Origin of the sequence: Bradyrhizobium daqingense, from assembly GCF_021044685.1 — a bacterium.
GTDB classification, from domain to species: Bacteria; Pseudomonadota; Alphaproteobacteria; order Rhizobiales; family Xanthobacteraceae; genus Bradyrhizobium; species Bradyrhizobium daqingense.
The window spans coordinates 7,319,895-7,337,017 of record NZ_CP088014.1; the positions used below are offsets into that span (position 1 = coordinate 7,319,895).

Below are 17,123 nucleotides of genomic sequence, written 5' to 3' on the forward strand. Positions count from 1 at the left end.
TCCGTCTGTGGCGAGATTCGGCACGTTCCGGCGACAAATCCTGTCATATACGACCGTTCGCACAGGCGGAAGGCGGCCTCCGGCCGAAGCTGACCCGAAGCCGGCCTCAAGCGCTGCGGCAGAATGTCCGGTCAGCCGCCAGGAGGCGTTTACCTAGGCGCAACTAGACGCCGAGTGCCTTGCGATTGAGCGTGCGCAGCAAACGCAGCGACAGCGTTCGCACGTTCGCGACGTTCAACAGCCAGGCCGCGGCGACGTAAGCGAGGCCGCCCGCGAGGCTGACGATGACGAGCGACACCGGACCGGTGCCGCCGGCTTGCGATCGCGCCACCAGGATCGCGGCCGCCATCGCCGCGGCAGAGACGGCGACACCGGCGAGGCGATGGAGGTCGAATGGCACCGGATGGGCGCGGTGCATCAGGACGACGGCAACCAGAAAGCCGATCGCCTCGGTCGCGAAGGTCGCCAGCGCCGCACCATAGAGGCCATAGCCGGCGACCAGAGCGACCATCAGGACGATGCTGACGACGAGCGTGAGGAAGGATTGCGCAGCCAGCATGAAGGGCTTTTCGGCGAGCTGGAAGCTGATCTGGACATAGAACTGGTTGGCGATGCCGAAGAAGCGCGCGAGCACCAAGATCGGCAGCAGCGCGGTCACCCCGGCGCGGAAATCCACGCCGACCAGCGTGCCGGCGACTTGGTCCGCGGCCAGCGCGAGCCAGACCGCGACGGGAGCAACGACGACGAGCAGCAGTTCGAGGCTTTCGGTGAGCCGCTCCCGCGTGACCGCATCGTCCTTCTCGGACAGGGAGCGGAACACCAGCGGCACGGTCGCCGCGGCGACGCTGGACGCGATCATGACCATGAACTGGCGCGGCAGATCGGCGGCGACGCCGAAGATGCCGGCGGCGTCCTTGCCGAGCAGATAGGCAACGATGAGCCGGTCGCAGGTCGAATAGAGCGCGACGGACAATCCGGCCAGCGTCAGGGGAAGGCCGTAGCGCGCGAGTTGCATGAACTGGTCGCGCTGAAACCGCGCGATCCTCCTGCGGTCACCGACCAGATTCAGGATGATGCCGGTGAGCGAACCGAGGCCAAATGCAGCGAGCAGGCCGATGCCGCCCCAACCGAACCAGACGGCGGCGAGGCCGAAGCCGACGCTCGCCACGCTGCGCACGATGGAGATCGCCGCGAACCGATAGGGCCGCAATTTGGCGCGCTCGAACTCCTGGCCGACATCGACCGCATTGGCCATGATCGCGACGAACATGCTGGCGAGCAGCAGCTCGACGCTGACGTCGGTGCGGAACAGGAACACCAGCGGGGTCATCGCACAGAGAGTTGCGGCCGTCAGCACGAAGGCCACGATCGCCGTGCCGCGAAAGTCGACGTCCGCGGACATCGCCTGATAGCGCGACACCGACAGCTTGATCCAAGCGAAGAAGATCGCGCCCAGGATCCCGGCAAGGCTGATGCCGACGACATAGACGCCGTACTCCGCCGGCGACAGCAGCCGTGTGTAGGCCGTGACCGCGAAGAAGCCCACCGCCGCAGGCAGGATGTAGGCGACCAGGTAGATCGAGAAATGGCGGTTCAGCATGCGAGCACGGGACCGTGGGCGGCGATCAGGATTAACGGAGCGTTAAGGCAGATGGGCGTGGCAATCGGACTGCGCCGCCGGCATCGGCGAGGATAGCCGCATAAGCCTGCAAATCGGATTGCGAATGGAGCGACCGCGCGGTTATCGCGCGTTAGCGTTAAATTTGCCCTGTCCTTGTAGGGTCGGCTGGGATCAAAGAAAAGAAACAATGCTAGCGAAGCCTCGCCCTGCTCCTCCGATGCACTGATGTGACTGACATGGACGTTGCCGAACGAACCCGGGCGAAATCGGCCTCCCTGCCCCAGCGCGACGCCGATGCTCCCACGCGCCCGACGGATCCCGGCGCGAAAGGCCACGACAGAATGGTCCTCAACCTCTTTTTCGAAGAACGGGACGACCGCTGGTTTCCCGGCGACCGGCACCTCCGGCCGCTGCTGCGCCGCCTGCTGATGGGCAAGTCCTTCGTCAGCGGACAGCGGCGCGTCCTGCTCAACCTGTGCGCAGGCCTCGACCGGCTCGGCATCCGCTATCGCCTCAATGATTATCGCTACATCCGGAAGCATCCGGAGGAACTGGCCTGCATCATCGGCCGGCCGTTCGTGCTCGATTGGTTCAAGTGGCAGAACCCGCTTTTGCTCGGCGTTGCCATGTACGATCACCCGATCGATGCGCCGGAGAGCCTGAAGGATCTCGACGTGCGGCGCGTGCTGGTGCCGTGCGCCTGGTATGCCGACATGTTCCGTCCGCATTGGCCCCATGTCGGCGCCTGGCCCGTCGGCATCGAGACCGATCTGTGGACGCCGGCGCCGGCCGCGCAGAAGAGCGTCGACGTGCTGCTCTATGACAAGGTCCGTTGGGATTACGACCGGTACGAACCGGAGCTGATCGAGCCGATCCGCAAGCATCTCGAAACCAGCGGCCGCACCGTCGAAGTGATCCGCTACGGCCATTACAAAGAGGACGATTACAAGGCCGCGCTGGCGCGCTGCCGCAGCATGATCTTCCTCTGCGAGCACGAGAGCCAGGGCATCGCCTGCCAGCAGGCGCTGTCGAGCGGCGTGCCCGTCTTTGCCTGGGACCGCGGCGGGCCGTGGCAGGATCCCAAATATTTCCCTGATAAGGTGAGATACGAGGGCGACGTGTCCTCGGTGCCCTATTTCGACGCGCGCTGCGGCATGACCTTCACTGACGCGGACGGCTTCACCGCGGGCTGGGGCCGCTTCTGGTCGCAGCTCAGCGCAGGGGGCTTCGCGCCGCGTGATTATGTCCTGGACAATCTGACGCTCGAGAAGGGCGCGCTTCGCTACTACGAGATCGCGGAAGCCGCGATCCAGCGTCACGCGTGACCCGGCTCGACCGACGCCAATTCCTGCTCGGCAGCGCCGCAACGCTCGCGGCGGGTGCATCGACGTCGGCCGCGCCGGCCTCGAAGTTCGCCCAGCGTCGCCCGGGCTATGGCGCCGCCGCGACGCTCTGGGACCTGCAAGCCGATCCGCGGCTCGGGGAAGCCATCAGCACCTATTGCACGCAGGTCGTGCCGGTGCTGGAGTTGAAATGGCCGATGCTGCGGCCGGACGCGCACACCTTCGCGTTCGAGCGCGCCGATGCCATCCTGGATTTTGCGCGGGCAAACGACCTGACGATGCGCGGCCACGCGCTGGCCTGGTATCACGACATTCCCGACTGGACCAAGCAGATCAAGGACACCAAAGGCGTCGAGCGCGCCTATCGCGACCACATCGGCACCGTCGTCTCCTATTACAAGGACAAGCTGACTTCGTGGGACGTCGTCAACGAGCCGATCCCCGACAATCCGAGGAAGGTCACCGACCGGCGCGACACGTTCTGGACGCAGCATCTCGGCAATGGCTGGATTCCGCTGGCCTTCCGCACGGCCGCCGCAGCCGATCCTTTCGTCAAGCTTGCAATCAACGAATACGACATCGAGTCCGCGAAGGACTCCTTCATCGCCAAGCGCGCAGCCTACCGTCACCTGATCATGGAGCTGCTCGACCAGGGCGTTCCGCTTCACGCCGTGGGCCTGCAATCGCATCTGCATGCCGAGCTCGAGATCGACACGCACGGGCTCGCCGAATTCGTCACCGAGCTGCGGTCCTGGGGGCTCGAGGTGCTCGTCACCGAGCTCGACGTCGACGACCAAAAACTGGCGGGAAGCCCGGCGGAGCGCGACGCGATCGTCGCCAAGCGCGTCGACGACCTGCTGACCGCGATGTCGACCAGCGGACCGGTGCGCTCGATCCTGACCTGGGGCATCTCGGACCGCTACAGCTGGATCAACGGCACCTTCGCCCGCAAGGACAAGCAGCCGAACCGTCCGCTGCCGCTCGACGGCGAGTTCAAGCCGAAGCCGTTCATGGACGTCATCAGCAAGTTCACGAAGGACGCTTGAGGACTAGCGCGTCCTCGGCGTCTCGAATTCGCTCTCTTCGCCCATATGGTCAGGCGAAAGGCTCGGCGCGCGCCGGTCGCGCGAGGAGAGGCGAAACACGTCGCGGATGTCGTCGACCGAAGTCGACGAATAAGACTGAATGCAGAGCGCGACTTGTTCCGGCGAAGCGGCCTGTATCATCGCTTCGATGGCCGGACGATCGAGAGGCGTGTCGTCCCAATGCGAGACCGCGATGCTGTCTTCCGTGACCCGATGGGTTGCCAGATGCTTCGGCGAATTCGCGACGAAGTTGCCGTAGAGCAGATATTCGGAGAACTTCTTCTTCCGGCACAGCGCCAGGGCCCAGCTCAGGCCGGTTGCCGATTTGATGGCGCCGGTCATCGCGCGCGCGGTGTCCTTGTCCCAGACCAGCGCGTTGCCGACATAATCGTCTGCCGGGAACGAACGCTGCCCGATTCCCAGGAGCTGATCGATCGTGCGGAGCCACACGCCGTGCACCGGGTGGTCGGCGCCGATCGCCTTGGGCGTGACGAAGAGCGGCGTCTTCTCACCGCCGGCATATTGGCCGACGTCGAATTCACGGAAGAACAGATTGTCCGAATCCAGGATGCAGACGCGCTGCTCGGGCGCATTGAGCACGCCGGCGATCTTCAGGATCTGCTGGATGTGCCAGCCGTGCACCGGCGAGGACAGCAACGACAGCCAGACGCGCCGCTTGCTGAGGAACTGCAGCGCCGGCGGCAGCGCGAACAGCCATTTCGGCAGGTAACGCGAGGCCGGGACGATGACCCGCTTGTCGGAGGCGAACCGCTCGAACAGCGGCACGTCCTCATCGTTAACGAGAACATAATGCCGCGTATAACCCGAGAGCCAGGTGTCGATGCTCTGGCTGAGCAGCGAAAAGCGCTCGATATCCTTGGCGTAGCTGGCGGTCAGCAAGGCAACGGAATGCATGGGGCGCGCTCGAATGGCCATCAAGCCGCAGTCATAGCGGCAGCGCGAGACGCCGCAAACTCACTTTCCGAATCAAGGTAAAGCGAAACGATTGTCGAAGAAGGCTATCTCCCGGACTTCAGGCTCTTGATGTACGCAACCGCTCTCTCCGCGACAGCCGGATCAAGGTCAGTTTCGTAAACCCTTCGTTCAACGAGAGCCAAGTCTAACGGGCGTTTCGCATGAATCGCAGCTACGAACCGCTTGTCCCTCTCATCCAACCTAGCGAGCTTGGACACAACGAGATCCTCCGGCGCGGGGGCCACACCGGTCACCGTCCGTCCCGCGACCTCCGTTCTCACGCTGACCGCCCGGCCCTGCCAGCCCTTCGGAAGCCTGGCCGTCGTCTCGTCAACGCCATCGATATAGAAGCCGTGCGCGCGGTGAAACGGGCTTTCCGATCCGAAGAGGCCGTCGATATGTTCGGACGCGACCGGCTGCACACCGTCGCGCGTGCGTTTGGCCTCCGTGAGTTCCCAGATTTTCGCGTTGGCTGGAAACGCGTCAATCTCCGGCGATTGTCTGGCAACCTCGGGCGCATCCGGCATGGAGGCTAGAATTGCTTGGCTGCCGACGACGAATACAGTATCCGTCTCGAATTCATAAGCGAGAGCTCGGACCGCCCTCAGCAAATCCTCAAAGGTACGCAGCGACCCGCCGTTGGACATTATGCTCCTCGGGCGGAAACAGTGCGAGTATTCGAGCCGCGTTGGGCAACACGTCTTGCAGCTCTCCTCAACCGGACCCTTGCGTCATAGTCTCCAAAATGGACGCCCTCGACGAGGTAGAACGGAGATGAATTGCGCAGTCTCACCATCTCGCGATCGCGGCTGATCAGTTTCAGTACAAGTTCCCCGGTTGGAAGTGCGAGCAGTTCCCGCCATTCGCGCGCGAATGGCCAGTCCACGAATTGAGCCGCCTGACGGGTATGAGCTGCCTTAGCCTGTTCGACCAAAGATGGGTCGCGACGAAGTCTCCGCACAATCAGCCGATGCATCATCAGCTTCGCGGTATCGCCAACCACGCCCTCGTTCAATCCATCTTCCATCTGCCTATCCGGGCTCAGCTTGAAATATAGACAACCTGACGAGAACAAGAAAGGGCGCAAGGTTCCAAGACCACCAGCCGGCCTAATCCGCCGGCAGCCCCTGCTCGAGCCTGCGAAAGCGCAGCGGCGCCAGGGCGGAGGCGCGCTGCCACCAGTCGGCGACGCGGTCGTCGAGCGCGGTCGCACCGCGGCCCTGGCCGGGGAATATCCGGATCTGCTGCACCGCCTCGGCCACAAAGCTCCTGCCCTTGCGCGTGATCCTGAGGGCGGCGCCTTCGCGGTCCCGCTGGGTCAGCGGCACCAGGAGGCGGCCGCGCGGACGGAGCGATTGCAGCCAGTGCGGATGTGGATGCGAGAAGCCGGCGTGGACGATGATCACGTCTGCCGTTTCGCGGCTCTCCTCGCATCCGTCGCTGTGGACCACCTCGACATTGCTATAGGCGCGAAGATAATCCGCAGCGCGCGCCGCAAACCGCTCGTCACATTCGATTGCAGTCACCCTGCCCTTTGGGCCAACGATCTTCGACAGCACCGCCGAGAAATAGCCGAGTCCGCAGCCGATCTGGAGCACGCGATCCTTCTCCCCGACATCGAGCTGGTCGATGAAATGCGCCCATAGGCTCGGCAACCCGGTGTCGAGCTTGCGGCGCGCATCGATCGCGACCAGCACATTGTCGTAGAGATGCACGGGATCGGCATCTGGCGTCAGCCGGTAGATGCGCGCGGCCTCGCTCTTGATGCGCCAGGGCCCCTTGGCCAGAAAATCCTCGCGAGGAATAGCGGCGAGCGCTTCGAGCAGGCGCTTCGAGCCAATCCGCTCGCGCTTTGCGATCCTCTCGACATAGCGCGCACGCGCGGCAGCGAGATCGCTCATGTCAGGGATCGACCTGCTCGCGCACGAGTGCGTCTGCACCGAGCTCGCTGACCAGCTGCATCGCCTGCTTCAGGTCCGGCGTGTAGAAGCCCTCGCTGAACCTGCCGACGATGGGTACGAGCAGCAGGCTCGCGGGCTCGCGCCTACCGGCCTCGTACCACAGCCGCGCGAGGCTGACGGCGGTGCGAAGCTCCCAGGACAGCGCGCCCTGCTTGCGCGCGATCTCCAGCGACAGACCGAACATATCCTCGGCCTCCCGCGCCGATGCCGGATCGCCGTCCGACAGCGTGATCTCGCCCTGCAGGCGATAGACTTCGGCGAGGTAGGAGTGATCGCCGGTTCGTCTCGCGGTCGCGAGCGCGCCGTCCAACGCGCGCAAGGCGGCATCGCGCATCCCGACCTTGGCGTAGGCCTCCGCGAGCAGGCAGCGGAACCAGCAGCCGGCGAGCCAGGAATCCATCGCCTCGTACTCGTCGAGGCCGAAGCGCATCTGGCTGAGGCCTTCATCGGCTTCGCCGAGTTGCGCCAGCGCCCAGCCGCGCAGGATCGCCGCCTGCTGCTTCCAGTGCAGGAAATTGTGCTCGGTGGCGATGATCATGGCCCGGTTGGCGTGATCACGCGTGCCCTCGACGTCGCGCAAATGCTGGCAGAGATAAGCGCTGAACACGAGCGCGAAGGCGAGCGTGAACGGATGGCGGATCTTCTCGGCATTGGCGATCGCCTGCTCGCTGTGCTGGCGCGCCGCGTCCGGCCGGCCGAGGAACCACAGGAGATAGCCGAGATAGGACAGCGAGACGACGCCGGGATCGATGCCGTGCCGCTCCATCAGGCCTGAGTGCAGATCGGGGCTGTAGAGGTTGATGCAGCGGTGCAGATGATGCTGCGAGGCGGCAAAGCGGCCGCGATACAGCATGGTCATCGCGATCGAGCGGTGCGCCTCGATCAGATAACCGGTCTGCTGTGCCGGCTGGATGCGCTGGTTCAGCCGTTCGCGCTTGGCGAATCGCAACAGCTCGACGCTGAGATCGTGCGCGCGCGTGAGATCGGCGCGGATGAAATGACAGACCCAGAGCCCGCGCGTGGCGGCGAAGGCCTTTTCGTCGTCGTCGAGCTGCTGGCCGAGCTCGAGCGCGCGGTTGTAGTTCTCCTCGACCTCGTGCACCGCATAGCCTTTGGCGGCGATCAGGGCGTTGCCGAGCGCAATGCGCAGCTCGAGCTCCATCTCGTCGGCGCCCTGCATGCGGGTGTTGGCCTGCACGACGGTCAGGCCGCGGCGCAGGTGACCGATCGCTTCCAGATTGGCGCCGCTCTTGGCCGCCTGCTTGCCGGCCTTGAGCCAGAAGCTGGCGGCGCCCTCGCTCTGGCCGGATTCGGTCAGGTGATGGGCCAGCAACTCCGGTTCGCGCTCGGTCTTCTCCGGATACATTTCGGCGAGCACCTGGGCGATCCGGGAATGCAGCTTGCGGCGCTCGCTGTGCAGGAGGCTTGCATGTGCGGCGTTCTGGATCATCACGTGCTTGAAGGAGTAGAGCGCCTCGGGCGGATGGCCGCGCCGCATGATCAGCCCCGCCTCCTCCAGACGATTGAGGGCAGCCTCGATCTGTTCGGCGGGCGTATTGGCGACCGCATGGAGCGTCTCGTAGGAAAACTCGCGGCCGATGGTGGCGCCGATCTGCGCGATGCGCTTGAACGGCCCCATCCGGTCCAGCCGCGCCATCAGGGAGTCCGTCAGGGTCGCCGGAATCGCGAGCTGCCGCCAGGGGCCCGACAGCACGTAGCGCCCGTGCCGCTCGGTCAGGAGGTTGGATTCGAGCACGGTCTTGGTGAGCTCTTCCAGGAACAGCGGCACGCCGTCGGTCTTGACGATGATCTCTTCGACGACCTCCTTGGGCAGCTCTCGCCCCGCGACGCGCTCGACCAGCGTCGTGCGCAGCTGCCGGCTCAGGCGATTCAGCACCAGGGTGGTGATGTGGGAATGTGCGTTCCAACTCGGCTGGAATTCGGACCGCGCGGTGATGATGACCAGGACCGGCCGGTTCTGCACCCGCTCGACCAGGAGGTCGATGACCTCGCGCGAGGTCGGATCGATCCAATGCAGATCTTCGAACGCGATCACCAGCGGCATCTCGCGCGCAAGCCCCAGGAAGTGATTGACCAGCGCGGCGACGGTCGCGTCCTTCTGCTGTTGCGGCGAAAGGTCGAGCCGTGGATAGCGGTCGCCCGTCGGTATCGACAGCAGCGCGGCGAACAGCGGCGCCACCTGCTCGATGTCGCCATGCGCGGCGGCGATCGCGGTTTCGAGGCCCGAAAGCGACAGCGCGGAAAAATCCTCGCGGTCGAGCCCGAGCGTGAATTTGAGCTGCTCGGCGAATGGATAGAACGCCGTGGACGTGTAGTAAGGCGAGCATTGCAGGGAGACCTGCCCATGGCGATCGCCGGAGATCCGCTCGAAGATTTCCTGGATGATGCGCGACTTGCCGATGCCGGGCTCGCCGAACTTGACGACGACCTGGCCGTCGCCGTCCTTGGCCTGCTGCCAGCGCCCCATCAACAGCGCGATCTCCTCCTCGCGGTTGACGAGCGGCGTCAGACGCGTGCCCATGGCGGCCGCGAAGCGGGTCTCCACCCGCGAGGCACGCATCACGTGCCAGGCCTGCGCCTTCTCGGAGATGCCCTTCAGATCGTGGACGCCGAGATTGCGGAATTCGAACTTCCCTTTCAGCAGCGACTGGGTCGAGGCGGAGATCACGACGCCATTGGGCGGCGCCAGGCCTTGCAGGCGCGCGGCGAGATTGACGGTCTCACCGACCGCGGAGTCGCGCTCCTCGGTGCCCTGCCCGACCAGATCGCCGACCACGACGAGACCGGTCGCGATCCCGATGCGCACGGCCGGCGAGTGGCTGAGCGCACCGCGCGGCTCGATCGCCCGCGCGCTCGACAGCACCCGCACGATCTCGAGCCCGGCGCGTACCGCACGCTCGGCGTCGTCCTCATGGGCGGTCGGATAGCCGAAATAGACCAAGATACCGTCGCCGACGAAGCGGGCGGCAAAGCCTTCGTAATGCTTGACGACGCGGACACAGGTTTCGCGGAAGCTCGCGATCATGTCACGCACGTCTTCCGGATCGAACTGCACCGAGAGCGAGGTGGAATCGACCATGTCGCAGAACATGGTCGTGAGCTGACGCCGTTCCGCGCCGACCTCCGCGCGCTTTTGCGGCGGCGCGGCCACAGCCGGCACGTCCGCCGTTTCGTCCCTAAACAGCGCCGACATCGCCCGCTGAAGCCGCTTGCGATCGCCGAGCGGCAATCCGAGCTCGGCCAGATCCGACTCGGTCAGGTCCGCCATCACGTCGAGATCGAGGCGGTGCTGCGCGAAGAGATCGGTGTAGTGGCCGAGGCCAATGCCTTCGAGCCAGCGCTTCAGCCCGCCCTCCGTTCCCGTGTCCGGCTCATTCTCCAGCATGGTGATTTCCGCCCGACCATCACTCCGTCGAAGGGCTTTGGGCCCCTCAACCACAGATTTTGAGGCCCGAACTTCACCTCAGACTGGACGCGTTCCCTAAGTCTTGGGAAGAATAGCTCAATCAGATCAAAAGGGAATGGCGTTGTCGGACATCGCATCCGGAGCGGGAGAGGGATCGGGAGCTGCCAGCGCCGAAACCAAGTCCCTTGCGCATATCGGCCGCCTCCTCGACGTCCACGCGCAGAGGATGCCAGCGGCACCCGCCCTGCTCGCCCCAGGGCGGCCGGCGCTCAGCTATGGCGCGCTGGCCGTATCGATCCGGCAACTGGTCCGATCCCTGCGCGGGCTCGGCATTGCGCCGGCCGACCGCATAGCGGTCGCATTGCCGCGCAGCGCCGACAGCGCGCTGGCGCTGATCGCAGTCGCCTCGAGCTGCGCCTGCGTCCCCGTCAATCCCGACCTGACCGCGGATGAGCTGCAACGCTATTTCAGTGAATTGAAGCTGACGGCGCTCGTGACCCGGGCCGACATGGACTCGGCCAGTCGTGACGTCGCCAGGACGCTCGACATCGCGGTGATCGATTTCGTGCCGGGACCGATCAGCGATCTCGGCGGTTGCGCCTTCGGCGGCCCAATGATCGGGCCGGCAAGCACGAGCGGTGTCTCAGGCGCCGACGACGATGCATTCATCCTGATGACGTCGGGCACGGCGGCGCGGCCGAAAATGGTGCCGCTGACCCATCGCAACGTGTGTCTGTCGGCGCAAAATGCCGGCCGCGTGCTGTCGCTCACACCGCACGATCGCCTGCTCAACGTGCTGCCGCTGTTCCACGCCCATGGCCTGATCTCCGGCCTGTTGACGGCGCTGGCCGCGGGCTCCAGCGTGATCTGCACCGACGGTTTCGATGCATCGTCCTTCTTCGGCTGGATGCGGGAGCTGCAGCCGACCTGGTACACGGCGGTGCCGACCATTCATCGCGCGCTGCTGACGGCGGCGGAGGCTGATCCCGACCGTGCCAGGTCGTCGTCACTGCGCGTGATCCGTTCGGCCTCGGCCTCGCTGGCGCCGGCGATCCTCGAAGGACTGCAAGCAACCTTCGGTGTCCCCGTGCTCGAGACCTACGGCATGACAGAGGCGGCCTCGCAGATCGCGGCCAACCCGTTCGAGCTGCGCAAGATCGGATCGGTCGGCCGCGCCGCGGGCCCGGAGATCGCGGTCATGGACGAGGCGGGACGCACGCTTGCGAGCGGCGCGCATGGCGAGATCATGCTGCGCGGTCCCAACATGAGCCGCGGCTATTACAACGACGAGGCCGCGACCAAAGCCGCATTCCGCAATGGCTGGTTCCGGACCGGGGATCTCGGCTATCTCGACGAAGACGGCTATCTCTTCATCGTCGGCCGCATCAAGGACGTCATCAACCGCGGTGGCCAGAAGATCTCGCCGCTGGAGGTGGAAGAGGTCCTGCTCAGCCATCCGGCGGTGCTGGAGGCCGGGGTGTTCGCGGTTCCGCATGAGAAGCTCGGCGAGAACGTTGCCGCGGTCGTGGTGCTGCGGCCGAGTTCCGAGGCGAGCTCGGACCAGCTGCGCCAGTTCGCGCGAAAGCGGCTCGCGGCCTACAAGGTGCCGAGCCTGATCCGCAGTGTGGCGGCGCTGCCGAAGGGCGCCAGCGGCAAGGTCAAACGCAATGCGCTGGCCGCACTGATCGCCACCACGGAGAGCGGCAATGAGGCGCAGGCGCCACGCAACGCGCTGGAGACCCAGCTCGCCGCGATCTGGGCCAGTCTCTTGGAGCTGCCGCGGGTCGGCACCGATCAGGACGTGTTCGCGCTCGGCGCGGATTCGCTCGCAGTGACACAGATGCGCTCGCGCCTGCGCGAGCGTTTCAACGTCGACTTCTCGTTCGAGGACATTTTCGATTGCGCCACCGTGGCCGCGCTTGCCGCACGGCTTGACGCCGCCGCAAGCCGTCGCGAACCGGCGCTGCCGGCCTGGCGTCAGGCCGCTGCGGCAGATGCACCGCTGTCATTCCAGCAGCAGCGGATGTATGTGCTCTCCCGGCTCGATCCGACCCGCTACAACTATAATGTCGTCGAAGTTGCCGTTCTCAAAGGCCCGGTCGACGTCGCCGCGCTTTCTGCAAGCCTCACCGCGATCTGCGCGCGCCACGAAGCGCTGCGCTCGATCTTCATCGAAACCGAGGGCGAGCCGACGCAGCGCGTCCTGCAATCACCGCCGCCGTTCGAGCGGATCAAGCTAAAGCCCTGCCCGGCCGACAAGCGCGCCGCAATCATCAGGCGCGAGGCGCTCAAGCTCGCGCAATATCCGTTCGATTTCGCCCGTGAGGCACCGTTGAGGGTCTCGCTGCTGTCGTTCGACAGAACGAACCACGCGCTGGTGGTCAACGTCCATCACCTCGTCACCGACGGCTGGTCGCAGCGGCTGTTCTGGGAGGAGCTTGCCGCTCATTATGCGGCCGCGCGAAAGCAAAGCGCCGCCGTACTGCCCCCGCCCGCCTTCCAATATCGCGACTTTGCGCTCTGGCAGCAGAGCTGGGCGCAAACGCCGGCCGCCAGGGAGCAGCTCGACTATTGGCGGACCCAGCTCGACGGGGTCACCACGCTGCCGCTGCGAACCGACCGACCGAGGCCGGAGGCCTGGAGCGGTCACGGGGCCCGGCATTATCTCGAATTCTCCAAGCCCCTGTCGGCCGACCTGCGCAGGCTGAGCCAGGACCAGGGCGTGACACCCTTCATGACGCTGCTCGCGGCCTTCCAGTGCCTGCTGTTCCGCCACACCGCGCATGAGGATGTCGCCACGGGATCGCTGATCGCCAACCGCAACCAGATCGAAAGCGAGCGCCTGATCGGGCTATTCGCCAACACGCTGATCCTGCGCAACGATTTCAGCGGCGATCCCAGCTTCGGCGAGATGTTGCGGCGGGTGCGGCAGGTCACGCTCGACGCCTATCGCAATCAGGATCTGCCGATCGAGGAGGTGCTGCGCGCGCTCCAGATCGCACGCCGCAGCGACGGCAATCCGCTGTTCCGGATCATGTTCATTCTCCAGAATGCCTCGATCGAGGCGGCGCGCTTCCCGGGTTTTTCGACGCGGCGGCTGGAAGTCGATCCCAAGGTCGCGCGCTTCGACGTCACGCTCGAACTGGTCGAGGCCGACGGCCGCTTCACCGGCTTCTTCGAATACGCCACCGATCTGTTCGAGGCGGCGACGATCGAAGCCATGGCGACCCAGTTCAAGACCCTGCTCAAGGCGGCCATCGCCGATCCGGAGCAGCGCATCTCGCGCCTGCCGCTCCTGACCGAGACCGAGCGCCGGCAATTGCTCGCGAGAGGCCGGGGCATGGCGGCCGATTTCACCACGCGCGGCAATTTCAGCGAGCGCTTCGATCGTCAGGCCAAGCGCACGCCGAACGCGGTTGCGGTGTCGGACGGCCGAACGTCCCTGAGCTATCGCGAGCTGGCGCGCCGCAGCCACGCGATCGCGCACTGGCTGGCGCGTGAAGACGTCCGTGCCGAGAGCGTGGTCGCTCTGCTGGCGGAGCGCGGGCCCGACCTGCTCGCGGCGATGATCGCGGTACAGCGCGTGGGCGCGGCCTTCCTCAATCTCGATCCCGACCAGCCGCCGGCACGCCTTGCCACCATCCTCGGATCGAGCTGTGCCGGCGTACTGCTGGTCGGACGGGCCCAGTCCGCCATGGTCGAGGCGCTGATCGAGCCGCTGGTCGAGCGCATCCATGTGGCCGAGCTCGAAGACGTGGTCGCGCCAGCGGCGACCAAGCCGGTCCGCGCCGCACCACGTGCCGCCTCCAGCCTTGCTTATCTCGTCTACACATCCGGCTCCTCCGGCGCGCCGAAGGGCGTCATGATCGAGCAGCGCGGCCTGTCGAACCATCTGGCCTCGCTCGTCGCCGAGCTCGGCCTCTCGGCGAGGGACGTGATCGCGCAGACGGCGCCGCAGAGCTTCGTCATCGCGGTCTGGCAGTTCCTCGCCGGACCCATGGTCGGCGCACGCGTGCATGTCTGCGGCAACACGATCGTGCAGGACCCGATTCAGCTGGCGCAGGAGATCGAGCGCGAAGGCGTTACGGTGCTCGAGATCGTGCCGTCGCTGCTACGGGTGGTGGTCGAGCGCATGAGCGAGGCACAGGTCGGACGCGCCTTCGCCAAATTGCGATTGCTGATCTCCACCGGAGAGCCGCTGCCCGTCGAACTCTGCAACGCCTGGTTCGCGCGCTGCCCGAAAGTGCCGCTGATCAACGCCTATGGCGCCTCGGAATGTTCGGACGACGTCTCCCTGCATCGCCTAACCAAGGCGCCGGCAATCGCGACCGGCAACATCCCGGTCGGCGCTCCGCTGCCGAACACCCAGCTCTACGTGCTCGACGCAGACCTGCAGCCGCTGCCTGTTGGCGTCACCGGCGAGCTCTGCATCGGCGGCGCCGGCGTCGGCCGCGGCTATATCAATGATCCCGCGCAGAACCAGCAGCGTTTCCTGCCCGATCCGTTCTCGCGCCGGACCGGCAGCCGGCTTTACCGGACCGGCGACCTCGCCCGCCGCCGCGCTGATGGCACGATCGAGTGCCTCGGCCGCGCTGACCATCAGGTCAAGATCCGCGGCCACCGCATCGAGCTCAAGGAGATCGAGAACGCGCTTGCCGCGCATCCCGACGTGCGCGCAGGCATCGTCGAGCCGCGCCGTGAGGCGAGCGGCGATGTTAGGCTGGTCGCCCATATCGTCGCACGGCCCGGCAGCAGAAGCAGCGCCAGCGAGCTGCGCGAATTCCTGAAGAGCCGGTTGCCGGGTCACGCCATCCCGTCCGCCTTCCTGTTCCTCGATCAGGTGCCGCTCAACGCCCATGGCAAGCTCGACCGGTCGGCACTGCGGGCGCCGGCGCTCGAGGAGGCGTCCGGACCGGATACGGCCGTGCCGGCGCGGCGCTTCACTGAGAAGGTGCTCTCCGACATCTGGATCGACCTGCTCAAGGTCGAGAGCATCGGCGTCACCGACAATTTCTTCGATCTCGGCGGCCACTCGCTGCTCGCGGGCCGGACCATGGCGCGCATCGCCCGGGCGCTTGGGGTATCGCTGCCGATCAAGACCATCTTCGAGGCGCCGACCATCGAAGAGCTTGCCCGGCAGGTCGATGCGGCGGTGGCGGCAAAGCCGCGCAAGCCTGCCGCGAGCGGGCCAAAGCTGGCCGAAAGAAGCCTCGCCGATAGCGGACCTGCGCCGCTCTCGATCGCGCAGGATCAGATGCTGCGGATCGAGCAGAACCTGCCGGATCTGCCGCTGTTCAACCTGCCGTTTGCCTTCCGCCTCCAGGGACCGCTCGATCCAGCCGCCCTGGCGCAGGCGATCGACGACGTCGTGCGCCGACACGAATCGCTGCGCACCGCGTTCGGCCGGCGCGGCGGAGAGCCCGTCAGCCGCATCTCGGCCCCCGACGCCGTCGCCGGTGTCCTGACGGTCGAGACCATCGGCGATGGTCATCCCCACCGCAACAAGCGGCGCAGGGCGCTCGAGCTCAGGAAGATCAAACTGCTGATCGAGCGCGAGACCTTCACCCCGATCGAGACCACGCGTGCGCCGCTGCTGCGCGCGCGGCTGTTGCGGCTCCATGACGACGAACACGTGCTGCTGCTGACGTTGCATCACGCCGTCGTCGACGGCTGGTCGATCGGCGTGCTGTTCGAGGAATGGTCCAATCGCTATGCGGCGCTGGCCGGATATCCATCGGTGCCGCTCCTGAGGTCGCCTCCGGCTTTCTCGGACGTTGCGCGCTGGCAACGCTGGTGGTGCGGCACCGACGCGGCCCGCCGTCAGGCCGCCGACTGGACCGAGAATTTGCGCGGCGCAAGCCGGCTCTTCGACGGCGAATCAAGCCCGAGCGCATCCACGGGGCGTCACCCGGTCAACCTCGCGCCCGATTTGATCGGCCGGCTCACGGCCTTCGCCGCCCAGCACAATGCCACCCTGTTCATGTGCCTCCTCACCGGCCTGAAGGCGCTGCTGCTGGCGCGAACGGGCCGCACCGACATCGCGGTCGCCACCGCCATGGCCAATCGCGCCCAGCCGGACACCGACCGGATCATCGGCCCGTTCGAGAACACGGTCATCATCCGCACCATGCTCACGCCGGAGGTCTCGTTCGCGCAGGCCTTGGCGCGGGTGCGCCAGAGCGTGCTGGACGCGCATGCGCGGCAGGAGCTGCCGTTCAACATCCTGGCCGACCATCTGGAGCGGCAGGGGATCGATCCGGCCGCGCTGCTCCAGGTCTATTTCACCCTGCAAAATCCACTGCGCCAGCCGCTCGATCTGCCCGATCTCGTGACCGAGTCGATCGGCAACATCGCGCGCGAAGGCCAGCCGGTGCTGCCGATCGACCGGACCTGGCTGTCGCTGATGCTCAAGGAGCGCCCGACCGGAATCACCGGTTCATGCAATTACAAGCGCGACTTGCTCGACGGCCATATGGTCGGCGCATGGATGGAGGACCTCGTCGCGCTCTTGCCGGCCGCTGTTGCCGAGCCCAACATACCGCTCGGCCGATTGCTCGATCGCAGGGCGGCATGACCGGCCGCACATGACGGGATCAATACGGGATCACTCGCCACAGCTGTGAATGAGCAAGTTGCAGCTTGATTATTTGGCGCTAGCGCGCAAGATTATTCTCGCGTTTTGATTTGGACGATCATTTCAACCCGGGGAGT

At 65.8% G+C, this 17,123-nt stretch carries 9 protein-coding genes; 3 read left to right on the forward strand and 6 right to left on the reverse strand.

Annotation, left to right across the window (positions count from 1 at the left end; translation table 11 throughout):
- Window positions 1-163: 163 nt before the first annotated feature.
- Window positions 164-1,600, reverse strand: coding sequence for an oligosaccharide flippase family protein (locus LPJ38_RS34940; protein WP_145638147.1), 1,437 nt, complete (start codon window positions 1,598-1,600; stop codon window positions 164-166).
- Window positions 1,601-1,857: 257 nt separating this feature from the next.
- On the opposite strand from LPJ38_RS34940, the gene LPJ38_RS34945 reads away from it, so the two are divergent.
- Together LPJ38_RS34945 and LPJ38_RS34950 are read left to right on the forward strand one after the other, a co-directional pair.
- The gene (locus tag LPJ38_RS34945) at window positions 1,858-2,946 is read left to right on the forward strand and encodes a glycosyltransferase (RefSeq protein ID WP_145638151.1); all 1,089 of its coding nucleotides are present in this window, start codon (window positions 1,858-1,860) and stop codon (window positions 2,944-2,946) included.
- Window positions 2,943-4,010 (forward strand): endo-1,4-beta-xylanase, encoded by a 1,068-nt coding sequence (locus LPJ38_RS34950; RefSeq protein WP_145638155.1) that lies wholly within the window; start codon window positions 2,943-2,945, stop codon window positions 4,008-4,010. Before LPJ38_RS34945 ends, LPJ38_RS34950 begins: the two co-directional genes overlap by 4 nt.
- Before the next feature lie 3 nt (window positions 4,011-4,013).
- Here the strand turns inward: LPJ38_RS34950 and LPJ38_RS34955 are convergent, their stop codons facing one another.
- The 5 genes from LPJ38_RS34955 to LPJ38_RS34975 all read right to left on the reverse strand — a co-directional run bounded on the left by LPJ38_RS34955 (window position 4,014) and on the right by LPJ38_RS34975 (window position 10,391).
- Complete coding sequence (locus tag LPJ38_RS34955; RefSeq protein ID WP_167520585.1) at window positions 4,014-4,964, reverse strand: DUF6492 family protein; 951 nt, start codon at window positions 4,962-4,964, stop codon at window positions 4,014-4,016.
- A gap of 104 nt (window positions 4,965-5,068) precedes the next feature.
- Complete coding sequence (locus tag LPJ38_RS34960) at window positions 5,069-5,671, reverse strand: DUF6036 family nucleotidyltransferase (RefSeq protein ID WP_145638160.1); 603 nt, start codon at window positions 5,669-5,671, stop codon at window positions 5,069-5,071.
- Entirely contained in the window at window positions 5,671-6,051 is a 381-nt protein-coding gene (locus tag LPJ38_RS34965) for a hypothetical protein (RefSeq protein WP_145638163.1), read from the reverse strand. Before LPJ38_RS34965 ends, LPJ38_RS34960 begins: the two co-directional genes overlap by 1 nt.
- Window positions 6,052-6,133: 82 nt before the next feature.
- Window positions 6,134-6,925 (reverse strand): protein-L-isoaspartate O-methyltransferase family protein, encoded by a 792-nt coding sequence (locus LPJ38_RS34970; protein ID WP_145638165.1) that lies wholly within the window; start codon window positions 6,923-6,925, stop codon window positions 6,134-6,136.
- Window position 6,926: 1 nt separating this feature from the next.
- On the reverse strand, window positions 6,927-10,391 hold the full coding sequence (locus LPJ38_RS34975; RefSeq protein WP_145638168.1) for an ATP-binding protein: 3,465 nt from the start codon (window positions 10,389-10,391) through the stop codon (window positions 6,927-6,929).
- A gap of 136 nt (window positions 10,392-10,527) precedes the next feature.
- Between LPJ38_RS34975 and LPJ38_RS34980 the strand changes: the two genes are divergently transcribed.
- Complete coding sequence (locus LPJ38_RS34980) at window positions 10,528-16,986, forward strand: non-ribosomal peptide synthetase (protein ID WP_145638171.1); 6,459 nt, start codon at window positions 10,528-10,530, stop codon at window positions 16,984-16,986.
- Window positions 16,987-17,123: the final 137 nt, after the last annotated feature.